At 53.4% G+C, this 17,902-nt stretch carries 14 protein-coding genes; 4 read left to right on the top strand and 10 right to left on the bottom strand.

The window, feature by feature from the left end:
• Positions 1-28: 28 nt before the first annotated feature.
• Together LVJ83_RS10105 and nirK are read right to left on the bottom strand one after the other, a co-directional pair.
• Entirely contained in the window at positions 29-784 is a 756-nt protein-coding gene (locus LVJ83_RS10105; protein ID WP_244784374.1) for a formylglycine-generating enzyme family protein, read from the bottom strand.
• 265 nt (positions 785-1,049) lie between these two features.
• Positions 1,050-2,543, bottom strand: a complete 1,494-nt coding sequence (nirK, locus tag LVJ83_RS10110) for a copper-containing nitrite reductase (RefSeq protein WP_244784375.1) — start codon at positions 2,541-2,543, stop codon at positions 1,050-1,052.
• Positions 2,544-2,926: 383 nt separating this feature from the next.
• Between nirK and LVJ83_RS10115 the strand changes: the two genes are divergently transcribed.
• Together LVJ83_RS10115 and LVJ83_RS10120 are read left to right on the top strand one after the other, a co-directional pair.
• A complete protein-coding gene (locus LVJ83_RS10115; RefSeq protein ID WP_244784376.1) occupies positions 2,927-5,170 on the top strand; it encodes a nitric-oxide reductase large subunit in 2,244 nt (747 codons plus the stop codon).
• 312 nt (positions 5,171-5,482) lie between these two features.
• Complete coding sequence (locus tag LVJ83_RS10120) at positions 5,483-6,382, top strand: mechanosensitive ion channel family protein (protein WP_244784377.1); 900 nt, start codon at positions 5,483-5,485, stop codon at positions 6,380-6,382.
• 156 nt (positions 6,383-6,538) lie between these two features.
• Here the strand turns inward: LVJ83_RS10120 and trhA are convergent, their stop codons facing one another.
• The 3 genes from trhA to LVJ83_RS10135 form a co-directional block, all read right to left on the bottom strand.
• Positions 6,539-7,165 carry a PAQR family membrane homeostasis protein TrhA gene (trhA, locus tag LVJ83_RS10125; protein ID WP_244784378.1) on the bottom strand — a complete coding sequence of 209 codons (627 nt, stop codon included), beginning with the start codon at positions 7,163-7,165 and terminating at the stop codon, positions 6,539-6,541.
• A 482-nt stretch (positions 7,166-7,647) separates the two neighbouring features.
• A complete protein-coding gene (locus LVJ83_RS10130; RefSeq protein ID WP_244784379.1) occupies positions 7,648-9,135 on the bottom strand; it encodes a nucleobase:cation symporter-2 family protein in 1,488 nt (495 codons plus the stop codon).
• 547 nt (positions 9,136-9,682) lie between these two features.
• Positions 9,683-11,002 (bottom strand): DUF445 domain-containing protein, encoded by a 1,320-nt coding sequence (locus tag LVJ83_RS10135; protein WP_244784380.1) that lies wholly within the window; start codon positions 11,000-11,002, stop codon positions 9,683-9,685.
• Between the two features lie 618 nt (positions 11,003-11,620).
• Here LVJ83_RS10135 and LVJ83_RS10140 point away from each other — a divergent pair.
• Positions 11,621-12,730 (top strand): endonuclease/exonuclease/phosphatase family protein, encoded by a 1,110-nt coding sequence (locus LVJ83_RS10140; RefSeq protein ID WP_244784381.1) that lies wholly within the window; start codon positions 11,621-11,623, stop codon positions 12,728-12,730.
• A 635-nt stretch (positions 12,731-13,365) separates the two neighbouring features.
• On the opposite strand, the gene LVJ83_RS10145 is transcribed toward LVJ83_RS10140, so the two are convergent.
• The 5 genes from LVJ83_RS10145 to LVJ83_RS10165 form a co-directional block, all read right to left on the bottom strand.
• Complete coding sequence (locus tag LVJ83_RS10145) at positions 13,366-13,878, bottom strand: TPM domain-containing protein (protein ID WP_244784382.1); 513 nt, start codon at positions 13,876-13,878, stop codon at positions 13,366-13,368.
• A 2-nt stretch (positions 13,879-13,880) separates the two neighbouring features.
• On the bottom strand, positions 13,881-14,771 hold the full coding sequence (locus LVJ83_RS10150) for a TPM domain-containing protein (RefSeq protein WP_244784383.1): 891 nt from the start codon (positions 14,769-14,771) through the stop codon (positions 13,881-13,883).
• Positions 14,772-14,935: 164 nt separating this feature from the next.
• Positions 14,936-15,259: a YnfA family protein gene (locus LVJ83_RS10155; RefSeq protein ID WP_244784384.1), complete on the bottom strand. Its 324-nt coding sequence runs from the start codon at positions 15,257-15,259 to the stop codon at positions 14,936-14,938.
• A gap of 72 nt (positions 15,260-15,331) precedes the next feature.
• Positions 15,332-15,922: a LemA family protein gene (locus tag LVJ83_RS10160; RefSeq protein ID WP_244784385.1), complete on the bottom strand. Its 591-nt coding sequence runs from the start codon at positions 15,920-15,922 to the stop codon at positions 15,332-15,334.
• A 228-nt stretch (positions 15,923-16,150) separates the two neighbouring features.
• Positions 16,151-16,303: a hypothetical protein gene (locus LVJ83_RS10165; RefSeq protein ID WP_244784386.1), complete on the bottom strand. Its 153-nt coding sequence runs from the start codon at positions 16,301-16,303 to the stop codon at positions 16,151-16,153.
• A 309-nt stretch (positions 16,304-16,612) separates the two neighbouring features.
• On the opposite strand from LVJ83_RS10165, the gene rfbD reads away from it, so the two are divergent.
• Positions 16,613-17,482: a dTDP-4-dehydrorhamnose reductase gene (rfbD, locus tag LVJ83_RS10170; protein WP_244784387.1), complete on the top strand. Its 870-nt coding sequence runs from the start codon at positions 16,613-16,615 to the stop codon at positions 17,480-17,482.
• Positions 17,483-17,902 lie beyond the last annotated feature (420 nt).

Raw genomic sequence — 17,902 nt, forward strand, 5'->3', positions numbered from 1 at the left:
CTTTGGTTAATGGAGAGAGCAGGAAACTTTATTGAGCGCAGCGAAAACCCAAGTTGTTGAGCACAAATTTGGCTTGCAGGCTGGTGCGGATGCCGTAGCGCATAAAAGCGGCATAATCGCTCGGGTCGGCCGTGCCGATGGCGGCGCCGCTGCAAAACATATTGGCATCGGCGCTGCCGGAAGCAAGCAGGCTGCTGTTGAAATCTTCAGTCCACTCCCAAATCAGGCCGTGCATATCGGATACGCCCCAATAATTGGGCCGGTCTTTGCCGACATCACGCAAACCTTTGCTGCTGCCCTCGGCATACCAATTAAGAATGGTGCGGGTGTAGCCGGCTTCGTTGGTGCCGTTTTTACGGGTGGCGGAAGCCATGCCTGCATATTCCCATTCATCGATGGTGGGCAAACGTTTGCCCCGGGCGCTGCAATAGGCGTGGGCGGCAAACCACGATACATTGGTTACCGGTTTGTTTAAATCAGCCGCTGCCGGTGCATAGCTGCCGCCGCTTTTCACCCACTGGCGCAAATAACCTGCCTCTGCTTGGCGGCTGCTGATTTTGCCGCGCTGCCATTGCGGATTTTTTTGCACAAACGCGGCAAATTCACGGTTGGTAACCGGCAGTTTGTCGAGCCGGAAAGGCTTCACCGAAACCATGGGAGTGTCTTTTTTCAAATACAGCGGACGGTAGCTGCCGGCGCTGATTTTGGCCATTTCGGCCGCTGCTGCGCCGCCGGCAAAAACCATGCCGAAAATGAAACATTGTGTGATGGTGCGGGTGTTCATGTTGCGCCCTTTTGGTGGTGGCTGTCGTTATGGTCGGCATCTCGGTTGCATCCGGCTCACTCTGTTTGCCTGCGCATGCAAAAAGCAAGCGGATAAGGCGGCAGGCCGGATACCATACAAGTTATACTGCTGTCGGTTTATGCTTTCAAACTGCTGTTCAGACGGCCTCTTGATGAAGCGCTTGCCACGACAGGCCGTCTGAAAAACATTCATCAATATCAGAAAAGGCCGTCTGAACCGGTTGACGTTCAGACGGCCTGCACGCTTATTTGGCGTTGCGCTCTGCGGCTACTTCGGCAGGCGAAACCTGACCGCCGTTGTTGCCCCAGCTGTTCAGAATATAAGTGAGCACATTGGCGGCTTGGTCGTCGTTGAGAGCCACAGACGGCATCACGCTGTTATATTCCTTGCCGTTTACGGTAATCTTGCCGCTCACGCCGCGCAAAATGGCATGAATGCCGCGCTTGGTGTCGGCCGCCAGATAATCCGACTTGGCCAGCGGCGGGAACGCGCCTTCCACACCTTGACCGCTGGCTTGGTGGCAGGCCAGGCAGTTGGCTTCATACACGGCTTTGCCCAGCTTGATTTGCTCTTCCTTATTGGTGGCTTTGGCCGGGCCCTCTTCTACCCGCTGTGCTTCACTGGCAGTAAGCGGCACGGTTTGGATAGCACCGCCTTCAGGCTGGTAAACAGTGTCGCTGATTTTGCCGGAGAACACCGCTTTATCTTCATCGCCTTCCACCACCAGCTGACCCAATGCGCCTTTGTTGAAGGCACGGAAAATCGAGTGGTCGACCAGCGTGTAGCTGCCCGGCACATCCAGTTTGAAGTCGACAATGGCCGCGCCGCCGGCAGGAATCAGCGTGGTTTGAATATTTTTATTGATCAAATCGCCGCCTTCAACATGCACGTTATCGAAAATTTCACCGATTACGTGGAAAGACGACACCAGATTCGGGCCGCCGTTGCCCACATACATGCGCACGGTTTCGCCGACTTTGGCTTTCAGCGCATTATCGCCGGCAATCGCGCCGACATGGCCGTTGAACACCACATAATCGGGTTGTTCTTTAATGGCTTTTTCCATGTCGAACGGTTGCAGGCCGCGTTCGCCGTATTGGCCTTTGGTGTAGAAATCGCCCTGCACCACATAAAATTCTTTATCTACTTTAGGCAAACCTTCTTTAGGCTCGACCAAAATCAGGCCGTACATACCGTTGGCGATGTGCATACCCACCGGCGCGGTGGCGCAGTGGTAGATATAAAGACCCGGTTGCAGCGCTTTGAAGCTGAAAGTTGAAGTGTGGCCGGGCGCGGTAAACGATGCGGCCGCACCGCCGCCGGGGCCGGTGGCTGCGTGAAAGTCGATATTATGCGGCACGGTGGAATCGGGGCGGTTGGAAAACTGCACTTCGACCTGGTCGCCTTCGCGCACGCGGATAAACTGACCCGGCACATCGCCGCCGAAGGTCCAGTATTTATAGTCGACACCGTCGGCCATCTGCATCACTTTTTCAACCACTTCGATTTTCACCACCACTTTGGCGGCATGATCGCGGTCAAGCGGCGGCGGTACTTCGGGCGCGTGGGTCATCACCGCATCAATCACCGGCAACTCGCCTTGCGGCTCCTGATTTTGGGCGCTCTGTTCGGCAGCAGAAGCCTGCGCCGGCTCTGCCGGTTTTTCCGCAGCCTGTTGGCCGCAGGCGGACATCACAAATGCTGAGGCAATTAAGGCGGCTAAGGTTTGGCGTTTCATGGTGTGGTTCCTTATTGGTTTACTGTTGGAGGTGCTGCTTTACTGTTTTTTACGATTATGGTGTAACTGTGTGTTGTCGTTTTTGATTCAGGTCAATTAATTCATAAAATATACATCTTTTCATAACATATACTGCTTTAGTCGTAGTAGAAATCCGCCTGAAGTAATAGCTTCAGCAGCGTTATTTCCCCAACCGCAACACCGGGTTAGCAAAGGTTAAGCTGCTTCCTGCCCGAGTGTTGCATTCTAAACACAAGCAAGATAAGCACTTATCAAAAAGGCCGTCTGAAAAGCTGTTCTTTCAAAAAAAGCCGTGATACAATCTTTAACATTCATATAAGATGAATTTTAAACCACCCAATAACCCTTTTCAGGAGCACAAAATGGGACAGTATAAAAAGCTTTGGTGCGCGCTGATTGCCGTGCTGACGATTACTTTTTCCCTACTCGGCTACTTAGGTGTCGAGGTTTACCGCAAAGCACCGCCTTTCCCGCAGCAATATGTTTCAAGCTCGGGCGCAGTGGTGTTAACAAAAGAAGACATTCTCGCCGGCCAATCGGCCTGGCAATCTACCGGCGGTATGGAGCTGGGCTCGATTCTCGGCCACGGCGCCTACCAAGCACCCGACTGGACGGCCGATTGGCTGCACCGCGAATTGACGGCCTGGCTGGAAATCACCGCCCAAGCCGAACACGGCAAGCCTTATGATGAGCTGGATAATGTTGCCAAAGCCGACCTGCGCGCACGCCTGAGCGATGAATACCGCAATCAGAGCCGCATGGGCGATGACGGCAAAGTGGTGTTGTCCGACACCCGCATCAAGGCGATTGAAAGTATTGCGCCCTACTACATCACGCTGTATGGCGATGATCCTGCCATGATTACCACCCGTGAACACTTCGCCATGAAAAACGGCACGTTGCCGAGCGAAGAAGCGCGCCAAAAGCTCACCAATTTCTTCTTTTGGACCTCATGGGTCGCCTCTACCAACCGCCCCGATCATGATGCTACCTACACGAATAACTGGCCGCACGAGCCTTTAATCAACAACGTGCCCACGCCGGAAAACTATATGTGGTCGTTTGCATCGCTTGTGTTCCTGCTGTTGGGCATCGGCCTGCTGGTTTGGGGTTTCTCGTTCCTGAGCAGCAAAGAGCCGCATGAGTTGACCGGCCCCGGCGAAGACCCGATTTCAAAAGTGGTGCTGACGCCGTCGCAAAAAGCCTTGGGCAAATATGTGTTTCTGACAGTGGCGCTGTTTGTGGTGCAAGTGCTGCTCGGCGGCATCACGGCCCACTACACTGTGGAAGGCCAGCAGTTTTACGGCATCAACCTTTCCGAGTGGTTCCCCTATGCCTTGGTACGCACCTGGCACATTCAGTCGGCCATTTTCTGGATTGCCACCGGCTTTCTGACCGCCGGCCTGTTTCTGGCGCCGATTGTTAACGGCGGCAAAGACCCGAAATACCAAGCTTTGGGCGTCAACCTGCTGTATATCGCCCTGTTTATCGTGGTGGGCGGCTCTTACGCCGGCAACTTCTTTGCCCTGAGCCACATCATGCCGGCCAACCTCAACTTCTGGTTCGGCCACCAAGGTTACGAATACCTCGACCTTGGCCGTTTCTGGCAGATTCTGCTGTTTGTCGGCCTGCTGTTGTGGCTGTTTTTGATGTTGCGCTGCACCGTGTCTGCCTTTAAAGACAAATCCACCGATAAAAACCTGCTGGCTATTTTTGTGGCCTCTATGATCGGCGTGGGCGTGTTCTACGGCCCCGGCCTGATGTATGGCGAACATTCGAGCCTGACTGTGATGGAATACTGGCGCTGGTGGGTGGTGCATTTGTGGGTGGAAGGCTTCTTTGAAGTATTTGCCACTGCTGCGCTGGCCTTTATTTTCTACAGCATGGGTTTGGTAACCAAAAAAATGGCAACCGTGGCCTCTTTGGTGGCAGCCAGCCTGTTTATGGTCGGCGGCGTGCCCGGCACTTTCCACCATCTGTATTTTTCAGGCACCACCACACCGGTGATGGCGGTGGGCGCATCATTCTCTGCGCTAGAAGTGGTTCCGCTGATTTTGCTGGGCCGTGAGGCTTACGAACATTGGTCTTACCAAAATGCCGCACCGTGGGCCAAACGCCTGCGCTGGCCGCTGATGTGTTTTGTGGCGGTGGCTTTCTGGAACATGATCGGTGCCGGCGTATTCGGCTTCCTGATCAACCCGCCGATTTCACTCTTTTACCTGCAAGGCCTCAACACCACTGCCGTGCACGCGCATGCCGCTCTGTTTGGTGTCTACGGCTTCTTAGCACTGGGCTTCGTTTTGCTGGTGGCCCGCTACATCCGACCCGACGTGCAGTTTGACGACAAGCTGATGACTTGGGGCTTCTGGCTGCTCAATATCGGCCTGACTCTGATGATTGTCATCAGCCTGCTGCCGGTGGGTGTGATTCAAGCCTACGCCAGCATTTCGCAAGGCTTGTGGTATGCCCGCAGCGAAGGCTTTATGCAACAAGAGCTGCTCGACACCTTGCGCTGGGTACGCACCATTGCCGACCTCATCTTTATCGGCGGCGCCTGCTGCGTGGCTTGGCAGGCCACCAAAATGGTCTTCAGCCGCAATAAATAAACTGAATAAATAAACCGTAGTGCAATCAAACCCGAGGCCGTCTGAAAACAGTTTTTCAGACGGCCTCGGGTTTTGGCGCCAGGGTGTTCTGATAATCCAGAATTATTCATATTTTTTATGATAAAAGTACAGATTCCGGGCAAAAAACACAGCAAGATTTGGCATTTTGCGAGGCTTCTTAACGCAACAGGTGCGTTTTCAGGAGCAAAAAGCACCGGTAAATCGAATTTGTCGGGATACCCTACACAATGCAGATAGCGGCTGATTTCACTATAATAGCCCTTTCTCTATCTCATCAAAAAGTAACAGCCTATGCAAAAGCAGGAAACTTTACTGCCGGCCACCCGTGCGTTGGACACTTGGCGCACGCATCTGTGGGAAACCCTGCCCGATATCATATCGGCGCTGATTGTGCTGGCAGTTTTTTACGTATTGGCACGCCTGCTGAGCCGGGCGGCCGTGCGGGTGTATGCGCGCCTGTTTCCCGACAACAAAATCGGCAAGCTCATCGGCTCGCTGGTATACGGGCTAATCTGTTTTTCTGGCATCGTGCTGGCGCTGGAAATTTTAAATCTGGCCGGCTTTATCACCCACATGCTGGCCGGCGCCGGCATTGTGGGCATTATTGCGGGTTTTGCGTTTAAAGACATTGCCTCCAATGCCTTTGCCGGCTTTTTGCTCAAATCGCAACACCCGTTTGAAGTGGGGCAATGGGTCAGCATCAACAACTGCGTGGGCACTGTGCGGGAAATCGGGCTGGTTACCACCGCGATTCAAACCATCGAAGGGCAAGTGGCTTACGTGCCGAACCAACTGGTGTATAACGGCGTGTTTGTCAATTACTCGGCGCCGGGCAAATGGCGGATTACCTTATCCGCCGGCGTTTCTTACGGCGATGATCTGGCGCATGTGCAAAGTGTGGCCGCTGCGGCGGTAAAAAGCATGGATTGCGTGGCCGACAAAGACGATATCGCGGTTTATTTTACTGAAATCGGCGATTCGGCTTATCAGTTTCAAATTTGGTTTTGGATTGATTTCGAACGCTACCAGCATTATATGCAGGCCAAAAGCGACGTGATTATGCAGTTGAAAAAAGCCTTTGCCGAGGCAGACATTGAGATTGCGTATAACGTGACCACGCTCGATTTCGGCGTGAAAGGCGGCGTCAATCTGTTTGACCGGCCGGTGCAGGTGCGGCAGAGCGCATCATAATACTCGCAACTGCTGCACCGATTGCAACATTAAGGCTTTATCAATAACACAGAAATACAAACTTGCCCCCTTGGTGGCCCGCAATATATCAGGCCGTCTGAAAACATTGTATTCAGACGGCCTGCATGATTAACAACATTAACAACTTAAAAAATCTTAAATCACATAAAGATACACACAAATAAACTGCGCCAAACTGCCGCCGAGCACAAACAAATGCCAAATGCCGTGGCCGTATTTGATTTTTTCATCATTGATAAACCAATAAATACCGCCGCTGTAAAGCAGGCCGCCGAGCACCAGCCAGAAAAGCCCCCAACCCGACATGGTTTTCAGCAGCGGATACATGGCCACCACCACCAGCCAGCCCATCACCACATACAGCACCATCGACAACAAGCGCCGCTCGCTCTTGCGGCCGATGGTCAGCTCTTGCACGATGCCGAAGAGCGCCAGCCCCCACGACACGCCAAACAGCGACCAACCCCAGGCGCCGTGCAGGGTGACCAAGGTAAACGGCGTATAACTGCCGGCAATCAGCAGATAAATCGCGCAATGATCCACTTTCTGCAACACCCCTTTGGCCGCCGGGTGGCGCACGCTGTGGTAAATGGTGGAGCCGACATAAAGCACAATCAGGCAGGTGCCGTAAGCCGCCGAGCTGATGATTTTATACAAATCCTGCGTTTGCGCCGCATTAACCAGCAGCAACACGGTGCCGATAACGGCCAATACCGCACCGACCAAATGGCTGTAAGCATTAAAACGCTCGCCTGGATACATAAACCCTTCCTGTTCAAAAATCATTCTCATATAAACAGCAGGCAGTTTACGCTATTTTTTCCGATTAAAGGCCGTCTGAAAGATAAAATCAGGTTAGGGTGTCCTGATGTATTGTTTACGAGGAGATTTTTATTCCTGGAAATGCAGGTGCCAGGCAAAAAACGCAGTAAGATTGACCATCTTGTGAGGTTTTTTTAACGCAGCAGATACGTTTTCAGGGGCAAAATACACCCATAAATCGACACATCAGGACACCCTAGAGACTGTTGCACTCGCGTTTACCGGCGTTTTATACCCATTCACAAAAATAACCTAACAGCGTTGGCTCGCCTTGCCGTACTATCTGTACTGTCTTCGGCTCGCCGCCTTGTTAGCTTACTTTTGTGAATGGGTATTACACATAAAAAACAGACGGCAAAAACCTACCATGCCGTCTGAAGCCTCAGCCATCAACAAAAACTGTGTTTACGCCAAAACCTGCATCAACCCGCATCCGCCTGCTTGGCCGCTTCCGCCGCCGCTTCGGCATCGCCGTTGGCGCCGTTGAAAAACACGTTTAACACCAGTGCGCAAATCGAAGCCAACACAATGCCCGATTCAATCAAAGGATGGACAGAATGCGGAATCCATTGCGAATATTTCGGCGCCACCAAAGGAATCATGCCCACGCCGATCGACACGGCCACAATCAGGCTGTTGTAATGATTGTGTTTGAAATCCACATTGGCCAAAATACGGATACCCGTGGCCGCCACCATGCCGAACATCACAATACCCGCACCGCCCAGCACCACAGTGGGAATCGACTCCACCAGCGCGCTCATTTTCGGCAGCAGCCCCAACACCAGCAGAATCAGGCCGCCGGCGATGCAGACATAGCGGCTGCGCACGCCCGTTACCGCAACCAGGCCGACATTTTGCGAAAAGCTGGTATAAGGGAAAGCATTGAAAATGCCGCCGATTAAAGTGCCCAAACCATCGGTGCGCAAACCGCGGGTCAAATCTTCACGCGCCACTTTGCGGCCGGTCATCTCGCCCAAAGCCAAAAACATGCCGGTCGACTCAATCATCACCACAATCATCACCAAAGTCATGGTAATAATCATAATCGGGTCGAATTTGGGCATGCCGAAATGAAACGGCAGCACCACGTCGAACCACTTGGCCGAAGCCACCTTGTCGAAATGCATCAACCCCATGGCCGTGGCCGCCAAACACCCCACCACAATGCCGAGCAACACCGAAATATTGGCCAAAAAACCACGGGTAAATTTCACAATACACAAAATCACCAGCATCACCAGCGCCGAAATCCCCATGCCCTGCAAAGTGGCATAACGCGGATTATCCAAGGTAGGCGCCAGCTTCAGGCCTTCAGGCACTTGCGAACCCACTGCACCTGTTGCCGCATCCAGCCAGGCCGCATGCACCGGGTCGACGATTTGCGGCGCCGTCGGGCCGAAAGGGTTGCCGAAAATCCAGTTGATGCCCACCCGCATCAGGCTGATGCCGATTACCGTGATGATGGTGCCGGTTACCACCGGCGGAAAAAATTTCAACATCCGGCTCACCAGCGGCGCCAACAGCATCGCCAAAATACCGGCGCCGATAATCGAGCCGAACACATATTGCGCACCGATATGGCCGGGGTTGGCATTACCCATTGCCACCATCGGCCCCACCGCCGCAAACGTTACCCCCATCATCACCGGCAGCTTGATGCCGAACCAGCGCGTGGCGCCCGCCGATTGAATCAGAGTAACAATGCCGCAGCAAAACAAATCGGCCGAAATCAGCAAAGCCACTTCTTGCGGCGTGAGCTGCAAAGCCCGCCCGACAATCAGCGGCACCGCCACCGCCCCGGCATACATCATCAACACATGTTGCAAGCCCAACGCAAATAATCTGCTGTTGGGCAGGCGCTCATCCACCGGATGAACATTTTCCTGAGAATAACCTGAGGCCTGCATTTACTGCTCCTGATTTTTGATTTTCTTGACAGCATTTATATCAGAATGATTTCAAAAATTCTATAAATATTTTGATAAAAAATCGATTAAACAATCTAATTAAAATTTAATCATATGATTTTAAAATAAATTAATTTTTAATAATTTTAACATTGTCAACAAGATATTGACGATTGTAAACAAAATGCCGTCTGAAAACGGTGAAGTGCGGTTTCAGACGGCCTTGTTTTGATGAAATTGCCCGGTAACGGTTGGCAACGCAGACGCAGCGTAAGCTCCGCCCGCGAACTTCCCGCTTGAGTTCAACTCAGGCGAACCAACACCGTTCGCTTATTTTTGTGAATGGGTTAAAAAAAAGAGATTCACGAATACATCGGCTGTTGCAGTTAGGAAAGATTAAATTTGCAATTGAAAAGCCGAATCCTGCAGTCGACAAACCCCGGTTGTCGGCAGCAGCTTAAAAAATATCACACCAGATGATTGATAATACTACGTTTTTTAAGCCATCGTATACTTTCAGACGGCCTGAAATCAACCCGTGCCGCCGTTAAAACAACCAGCCCGACACCACATAAATCACCAGCCCCACCAAGCCGCCGACCAAGGTGCCGTTGATGCGGATAAACTGCAAATCCCTGCCCACACTCAATTCGAGTTTATCCACCATTTCGCGGCTGTCCCAAGCCTTGACTTTATCCGACACAAACAGCGCGGCACGGTCTTTGTATGCCATCACAAAATCACGCACCATCAACGACAGGCGCACATCGAGGCGGCGCATAAACTGCGGATATTGCGCCGCCTGTGCCAGCATATGATCCAGCAGCTTGTTTAATTGCACCAGCCACACAGAATCGCTTTTCTGCACATCCGCCGCCGTCCAGGCCTGCAAACTGCGCCAGCCGCGCGCCAGGCTTTGCTGCACCGCCGGCGACTGCGCCAGCTGCATCTTGCCCTGCTCCAAGCGCTTGTGCCACAGGCGCGAATGTTGCAGCGCTTCGGCAATACGGTCGAGCTGGCTGTCGAAACCTTGGCGGATGCGGTGTTCGGGGTCGTTTAAAGCCGCCGCCAGATAATCATCGGCCCAATCCAGCGCCTTCGCTGCCACCCAGCCGTCGACGCGGTCAACCAACGTGCCTTTGAGCGAAGCTTTAATTTTTTCCCACGCACTGGGCGCATCGCTTTCAATACGCGCCGCCCATTCGTGCAGATTCTGCTCCAGCAGTGCGCGCGTTTCCGGGTCTTGCAGCCAGCGGCGTGCCTGTTTCATCAAAGCCAACAACAAGGTTTCATGCAGGCCTTGTGATTTGAGCACCGCCAGCGCATCGGCCAGCGTTTTGCCGATTTTGTCGCCGCTATACTGTTCGGCCAGCATCATGCCGCCGAAACGCGCTACCTGCTCGGGTTTGGCCACATGAAACAGCGCCGGCAGCTGCTGCGCCAGCCACGGCAGCCAGCGCTCGCGGGTTTCGGCGGCCGCCAGCCGCTTTAATAATTTGGCGCTCGGTGCCGCCTGATACACGCGCAACGCAATCGGCCGCCCCTGCAAAAAGTTGTTTTCGATAAACCGCCCCAGCTCATCGGCGATGCGGTGCTGGTTGCGCGGCAAAATGGCGGTGTGCGGAATCGGCAGGCCGAGCGGCCGGCGGAACAATGCAGTTACCGCAAACCAATCGGCCAGCGCCCCCACCATCGCCGCTTCGGCAAAAGCTTTCACATAGCCCAATGCGGGGTATTGCTTCACATACAGTGCCGACACCACAAACAAACCGCAAGCCAGCAGCAGCAGGCCGGTTGCCAAACGGCGGCTTTTGCTCAAACGCGCGCGTGCCGCACGGGTGCGCGCTTCGGCAGAAAGAATGTGCATAAGGTTCTCTTTAATTTCAACAAGCCGTCTGAATTATATAGCGAACAAACCCGATTATCCTACTGCATAACAATTGCCCCGCCTTGCCTGCCCGCCGCAGTTGCCGGCACCGGCATTGCCTATTTTTTAATCATTTTAAAATTATCGTAACAAAATATCGGCTTAGGCGGTTTATCCACAAACCGTACACAGCCGCATAAACACATTGCGTGGGCAAACCTCAATATTGCCTAAATTTTAAGCATAAAAATTTTTGCTTTTCCATTCAATCACCCACCCGATTTATCCACAGGCCATACACAGAGCTGTACCCGACCGGCGTGTATATTGCGCTTATCAAACAGCCTGCGGCAACAAAAAATACCGGCATCAGCACAATCGGCACCACTTTTGCTTTCAGACGGCCTGATTGCCTGCTTTTTAAGCAATGGTATTTTCCCGTTAAACTTCAAGCCCCAAAGCTGCTTATCCACACCTGATGCACAAGGCCGTGAACAAGCGGCAGGGATAATTAACCGCCGCCTTTCCTGCGCAACGGCAGCCGCTGTGGTCAGGATTACATTGCCGTGACACACCGAATCAGCTAAGATAAGTTTTCTTTACATTTCCTTAACCGATATGCCCGACCTGACCACAAGCGACTGGCTGCTGCTGGCGCTGCTCGCCCTGCCGATTGTTGCCACGCTGCTGCCGCTGGTCAACCACGACCACTGGCTGTTTCGCGTGTTTGACTTTCCGCGCCTGCAAATTGCCGCCGTGAGCCTGCTGTGTGTGGTGTTGAATTACTGTTTCCAGCAAAACGAATACTGGCTGTTTACCCTTTTCGAAGTGCTCAATTTCGCCTGCTTTGCCTACCAGCTCAAAGAAATCGCAGCCTACACGCGCCTGAGCCGCCCCGAAGTGCTGCAATACCGCGGCGAAGACAACGGCAACACCATTTCCCTGCTCACCAGCAATGTGCTCACACCCAACCGCCGTGCCGATTTGCTGCTGGCACAAGTGCGCCGCCTCGCCCCCGATGTAGTGCTGACGCTGGAAAGCGACGGCTGGTGGGAGGCGCAACTGGCGCCGCTGGAGCATGAACTGGCCTATCGCTACACCGTAAAAATACCGCTCGACAATCTTTACGGTATGCATCTTTACAGCCGCCTGCCGCTGCGAAACGCACAAGTGCGCCATTGGGTGGCCGAAGACATTCCCTCCATCAACGCCGAGCTCCAACTGCGCTCGGGCGCCTGGATACGCATTTACTGCCTGCACCCGATGCCGCCCAGCCCCACCGAAGCCGACACCGCCACCGATCGTGATGCCGAGCTTTTGCTGGTCGGCCGGGAAATCGAACACCACGACCATTCGGTGTTGGTGTTTGGCGACCTCAACGATGTGGCTTGGTCGCGCACTTCACGTTTGTTCCAAAAAATCAGCGGCCTGCTCGACCCGCGCAAAGGCCGCGGCCTTTACAACACCTTTCATGCGAAATATCCGTTTTTACGCTGGCCGCTCGACCATATTTTTCACAGCAACGATTTTATGATGACCGACATCAAAGTGCTGCCCTCTATCGGCTCCGACCATTTTCCCATTTACGGAAAATTCCAGTTTTCCCCCGCCGCCGAGGCCCTGCAAGAAGAAACCGAAGCCGATGCAGACGATCAACAGGAAGCCGAAGAAAAAATCGCCGAAGCCGCCCCTTTGAAAGAAGTGGTGCGGCAGAAATATCGTCATTAGGCTATTCGGCTATTCAGAATAACCCAGATTTTTGGGGAAACAGTGCAGCTTTCAAGCAAAAACCGCAGCATGTGCTGTTAAACGCAAAAAAATAATGATAAATAAAGGTATTCTTGCGCCTGATGCCGGATAGCTGAGCATTGTTTGCCCGATTGACTAAAGGCCGCCTGAAAAGCTGATGCCGTTTCAGACGGCCTTGCTTTAATCGGGTGTTGCAACACATACGCAATGGGTTAAACCCACAATGCTATGGTTAGATTCAAATAAATTTCCCACGGCCAAATAAGTAAAGATTATCAATGCGCACGGGCAAACTTTACCGCATAGTACTTTTGTGCGCGTCAGATGATAACCGGCCGGTCAGATGGGTGGAAATTAAGTTGTCCGGCAGCATGCGGTTGGCGCTTCAGCGTGCAGCTGCCTCCCCCGGCCCAACGGGAAGGTCAGTGTGGGGGCAACGCAGCGAAGGGTTTTATAATCAAATGAATAAAAATACCGTCTTAAAGCCTGCTGACCATCACTGCCCCATTTCGCTTTCTTGTCATAAATTTATTTAAATTCAACCACATCAACAAACAAAGGCCGTCTGAAAAAATATTTCAGACGGCCTTGACCATGGTTGTCAAGATGACCAATCAGCGGAACACCACTTCGTCAGACAATTCGTTATCCGCCGCCGGTGTGCTGCGCGGAAAGTGGCGCACCAGAATATCGTTAACTTCTTGCAGGCCGTTTGCCAGGCCGGGCACAAACTCGTCGCGCTTAAAGCCGCTCAATATGGTTTCGCAAGCATGCTGCCATTCTTCACTATCCACTTTGGCGGCAATGCCGCGGTCGGCAACAATTTCCACCGCATGATCGGCAAACGACACATACACCAGCACGCCGCTGTTGTGTTCGGTATCCCACACGCCCAATTCGCCGAACCACTGCCAGGCGCGGGTGCGGGTATCGAGCCGCTTCAGCACGGCTTCGGTGCTGTAGCGCGATTCGATCACAAAGCGGATTTGGCCGGTGTGTTTTTGCTCCGACAAACCGATGTCGCGGCTGATACGCTGCAAACCGGCAGTCGGAAAATAACGCTCCACCCGGCCGCGCGGATGCAGCCAATGCTGCCATAAGCGTTTGAATTTATTTTGCTCTTGCATGATTACCAACCTCCTGATGCGCCGCCGCCGCCAAAGCTGCCGCCACCGCCGCTGAAACCGCCGCCACCGCCGAAACCGCCGCCGCTGCTCCAACCGCCGCCGCGGGAGCTGCCGAAGCCGCCGCCGCCCAAGCCGCCACCGCCGCCGGAAATAAATGCCCCGCTGCCCAACAGAAAGGTAATAACGGTGCCGACAAGAGCCGCAATAATAGCGGCTATCAGCCCCCAACCCAACAGCATCACCAGGCCGAACACAGCGCCGCCGGTCAGCAGGCTGCCCAAGCTGCGGCCGAACACGGCTTTCAAAAATGCACCCACAAAAAACGGCAACACCAACAACATCATCCAACCGTCTATACCATCGCCCTCAGAACCGCTGCGTTGCTCAGGCGCAGGCAGCGCTTCGCCGGCAATCAGTTTTTCAATCTGGCTGACGGCTGCGTAAATGCCTTCATCGGTTTTGCCTTGTTGCAGATACGGGCGCAACACATCATCCAAAATCCGCTTGGCATACACATCGGGTATCGCGCCTTCCAGCCCGCGCCCGACGGCCAGATGGGTTTTGCGTTCATCGCGCACCAGCAGCAGCAATACGCCGTCGCTCACATCTCTGCGCCCCGGCTCGTATTGCTGCATGGCGCGGGTGGCGTAGTCAAACGGCGTTTCCGGCGCAATCGCGGGCACGGTCAGCACGATAATCTGGCTGCCTTTTTCACGGCTGTATTGTGTGAGGTGGCTGTTGAGCTGTACCCGCGCTTCGGGCTGCATCATCTGCGCACCATCCATCACCGGCGCAGTCAGCGGTGGAATGACGGCCAAATCGGCTGCAAACAGGCACATGCCGGTCAGCAGCATGGCCGCAAACGCGCCGCAACGTTGGATAATCGATAACATGCGTTTCCTTATGTATCATTGAATGTATCTTTGAAACCCGCTTTCAGACGGCCTCAAGCATCGAAAGGCCGTCTGAAAAGGGCGTCTGATGCCCATTCACAAATGTAAGCTAGTAAGGCGGGCCAACGCCGTTAGATTATTTTGTGAATGGGTATGAACGCTGTTTATGCACGGGCGCCCGCCATAATCACCGCCATACCCGCCAGGCACAACGCCGCACCGAGAATGTCGGTCGAAGTGGGCCGCACACCGTCTGCCAGCCACAACCATAATAAGGCCATACACACATACACACCGCCGTAAGCCGCATACACCCGGCCGCTGGCGGTCGGATGCAGCGTCAGCAGCCAGGCAAACAGCGCCAGGCTGGCCGCCGCAGGCAACAGCAACCATACCGGTGCCTGCTGGCGCAGCCACAAATACGGCAGATAACAGCCGATGATTTCCGCCAAGGCGGTGGCGGCAAACAGCAATAAAGTTTTCAGCATAATTCTGTGTTTCAGACGGCCTTTTTTCAGACGGCCTTATTTATGTTGAAAAGGCCGTCTGAAACGCTTTCGTTAAAACTCAACCTTGGGTGCGTTGGATACGGCCGCTTCGTTTTCCACACTGAAATTTGCGCGTGCTTTCATGCCAAAAATTTTGGCAGTGAGGTTTTGCGGAAACTGGCGCAGAGTGGTGTTGTAGGTTTGCACCGCTTTGATGTAATTGTTGCGCGCCAGCGAAATACGGTTTTCCGTGCCTTCCAGCTGCGCCTGCAAATCGCGGAAATTCTGATCGGCTTTCAACTGCGGATAGTTTTCAGAAACCACCAGCAAGCGCGACAAGGCACTGCTAAGCTCACCCTGCGCTTGCTGAAACTGCTGCAACTTTTGCGGGTCGGCCGCATCATCGGCGCTGATCTGAACGCTGCCCACTTTGCTGCGCGCTTCCGTAACCTGGGTAAACACCTGCTCCTCATGCGTGGCGTAACCTTTTACGGTATTGACCAGATTCGGAATCAAATCGGCACGGCGCTGATATTGGTTCAACACTTCCGACCAAGCCGCATTGGCCGCTTCGTCTTGCGACTGCATGGTGTTGTAGCCGCAACCGCTCAAAGCAAATAATGAGGTAAACACGGCCACAACGGCCAACCATTTTTTCAACATGAAATATACTCCGTAAAAGTCATCATCAAACCGCTCCAGCCGCCGGCCGCTGCAAAAACACTTCAGGCCGTCTGAAACAGATTTTGCGAGTATAGCCCAAAGCTGCCGCCGCGCAAAACAGCCGGCGACAAACGGTTGCCGCCTGCTTTTGCCGCCTGCCGGTAAAATATGCAGTCATATCTATTCAAAATAACCCAAATGCACCGGCCGGCTGATGTTTTCGAATGATCAAAACACCCTTGGGGTGTTCTGACCACTCGATTTACGGATGCTTTTAGCTCCTGAAAACGCATCTGCTGCGTTAAAAAGCCTCGCAAGATGTCCAATCTTGCTGCGTTTTTTGCCCGGCATCTGCATTTCCAGAAGCAAAAATCCCCTCATAAACGAATGATCAAAACACCCCGGCCAAATAAAACACTCGCTTTTTGCACTACCATTTTCAGACGGCCTGTTTCATAATAGGGTTACAGCCGGTTACAGCCGTTGAGCCCTTGCAGGCCAAACACAGCTTTCCGACAATCTGCCCGCCATAGGGGTTTAGTGTTCCCCCAAACGCAGATGTCGGAAAAAACCGCAACCAACACCAGCACCTGACGAGCATTTTTAACACAGCAGCTATGCTTTTAACGCAAAAAGATGATATATAAATAGTCGGGATGCCCTAAACAAAACCCTGAAGGAAATGATTGAATGAGAATTCTGCTTACCGGTTCCAAAGGCCAACTCGGCCGCTGCATCAAAGACCGCCTGCCCGAAGATTGGGAGCTGATTGCCGCCGATTCGGCCACCCTCGACATTACCGATGCCGAAGCCGTGCTCAATATGGCGCACAATTTCCAGCCCGACGCCATCATCAACGCCGCCGCCTACACCGCTGTCGACAAAGCCCAAAGCGAGCCTGAAAAAGCCTTTGCAGTCAATGGCCGTGCCGTACACAATCTGGCTGCCGCCGCCCGCGCCGTGCAGGCCAAATTTATCCACATTTCCACCGATTATGTGTTTGACGGCCACAGCAAAGTGCCTTACAGCGAAACCGCCGCCCCGGCACCGCAAAGCGTTTACGGCCAATCGAAGCTGGCGGGCGAGCTGCTGGCACTGGCCGCCAACCCCGAAAGCCTGATTATGCGCACCGCTTGGGTGTTCAGCGAATACGGCAGCAATTTTGTCAAAACCATGCTCGCCGCAGCTGCCGAGCGCGATGAATTATATGTTGTCGACGACCAAACCGGCTGCCCCACCTATGCCGGCGATCTGGCTCAAACCATTATCGACATGCTCTGCAAACAGCCTTTTCCGCGCGGCATCTACCATTATGGCGGCAGCCGCTCGGCCAGCTGGCATGCCTTTGCCCAAGCCGTTTTTCAAGCAGCGCAGCAGCATCATGCCGGCTTTAACAGCCCGCGCCTGCACGCCATTGCCGGCAGCGACTACCCCACGCCGGCACCGCGCCCGGCCTACAGCGTGCTCGATTGCAACAAAATCCAATCTGAATTCGGCATCGGCGCTTCCGACTGGCAAAAAGCATTGGGCGGTGTGGTGGCGAAAATACTGTCTGCTTAAATGCCGTCATGCAGGTCTGAATACCTTTCACAAAAATCAGCCAATAAGGCAGCGATCTGAAGGCAGCACACACATACGGGGCTGGTTGACTTGGCGCTTAATGCCTTGTCCTCTTCGAGCTCCGGCGGGTCAACGCCGTTAGCTTATTTTGCGAACAAGTATCAGGCCGTCTGAAAGATAGCGATTGCCCATCGGCAGTTTCCATCTTTCAGACGGCCTGAAACGTTTTCATTTAATAATGCGAGTTCGGAATAAGAAAATGCCGAAAAAGAGCCGCCGATTTACAGCAAGCTATTGTTTACATACAAACAAAAACCACAAGAAGACTATCGTTCAATTCAAATAAATTGATGGCAGAAAACCGAGCCAAGATCATTCATGCGCACGGGCAGGCATGGCGGCACAATATTTTGCCTTTGA

Origin of the sequence: Uruburuella testudinis, from assembly GCF_022870865.1 — a bacterium.
Classification (GTDB): domain Bacteria; phylum Pseudomonadota; class Gammaproteobacteria; order Burkholderiales; family Neisseriaceae; genus Neisseria; species Neisseria testudinis.

What these genes read in the sequence shown, in the direction of transcription:
- LVJ83_RS10115 (WP_244784376.1), top strand. Translation starts at nt 2,927, where the DNA reads ATGGGACAGTATAAAAAGCTTTGGTGCGCGCTGATTGCCGTGCTGACG.
- LVJ83_RS10120 (WP_244784377.1), top strand. Translation starts at nt 5,483, where the DNA reads ATGCAAAAGCAGGAAACTTTACTGCCGGCCACCCGTGCGTTGGACACT.
- LVJ83_RS10135 (WP_244784380.1), bottom strand. Translation starts at nt 11,002, where the DNA reads ATGCACATTCTTTCTGCCGAAGCGCGCACCCGTGCGGCACGCGCGCGT.
- LVJ83_RS10145 (WP_244784382.1), bottom strand. Translation starts at nt 13,878, where the DNA reads ATGCAAGAGCAAAATAAATTCAAACGCTTATGGCAGCATTGGCTGCAT.
- LVJ83_RS10150 (WP_244784383.1), bottom strand. Translation starts at nt 14,771, where the DNA reads ATGTTATCGATTATCCAACGTTGCGGCGCGTTTGCGGCCATGCTGCTG.
- nirK (WP_244784375.1), bottom strand. Translation starts at nt 2,543, where the DNA reads ATGAAACGCCAAACCTTAGCCGCCTTAATTGCCTCAGCATTTGTGATG.
- LVJ83_RS10140 (WP_244784381.1), top strand. Translation starts at nt 11,621, where the DNA reads ATGCCCGACCTGACCACAAGCGACTGGCTGCTGCTGGCGCTGCTCGCC.
- LVJ83_RS10105 (WP_244784374.1), bottom strand. Translation starts at nt 784, where the DNA reads ATGAACACCCGCACCATCACACAATGTTTCATTTTCGGCATGGTTTTT.
- LVJ83_RS10165 (WP_244784386.1), bottom strand. Translation starts at nt 16,303, where the DNA reads ATGAGGGGATTTTTGCTTCTGGAAATGCAGATGCCGGGCAAAAAACGC.
- LVJ83_RS10130 (WP_244784379.1), bottom strand. Translation starts at nt 9,135, where the DNA reads ATGCAGGCCTCAGGTTATTCTCAGGAAAATGTTCATCCGGTGGATGAG.
- trhA (WP_244784378.1), bottom strand. Translation starts at nt 7,165, where the DNA reads ATGTATCCAGGCGAGCGTTTTAATGCTTACAGCCATTTGGTCGGTGCG.
- LVJ83_RS10160 (WP_244784385.1), bottom strand. Translation starts at nt 15,922, where the DNA reads ATGTTGAAAAAATGGTTGGCCGTTGTGGCCGTGTTTACCTCATTATTT.
- rfbD (WP_244784387.1), top strand. Translation starts at nt 16,613, where the DNA reads ATGAGAATTCTGCTTACCGGTTCCAAAGGCCAACTCGGCCGCTGCATC.
- LVJ83_RS10155 (WP_244784384.1), bottom strand. Translation starts at nt 15,259, where the DNA reads ATGCTGAAAACTTTATTGCTGTTTGCCGCCACCGCCTTGGCGGAAATC.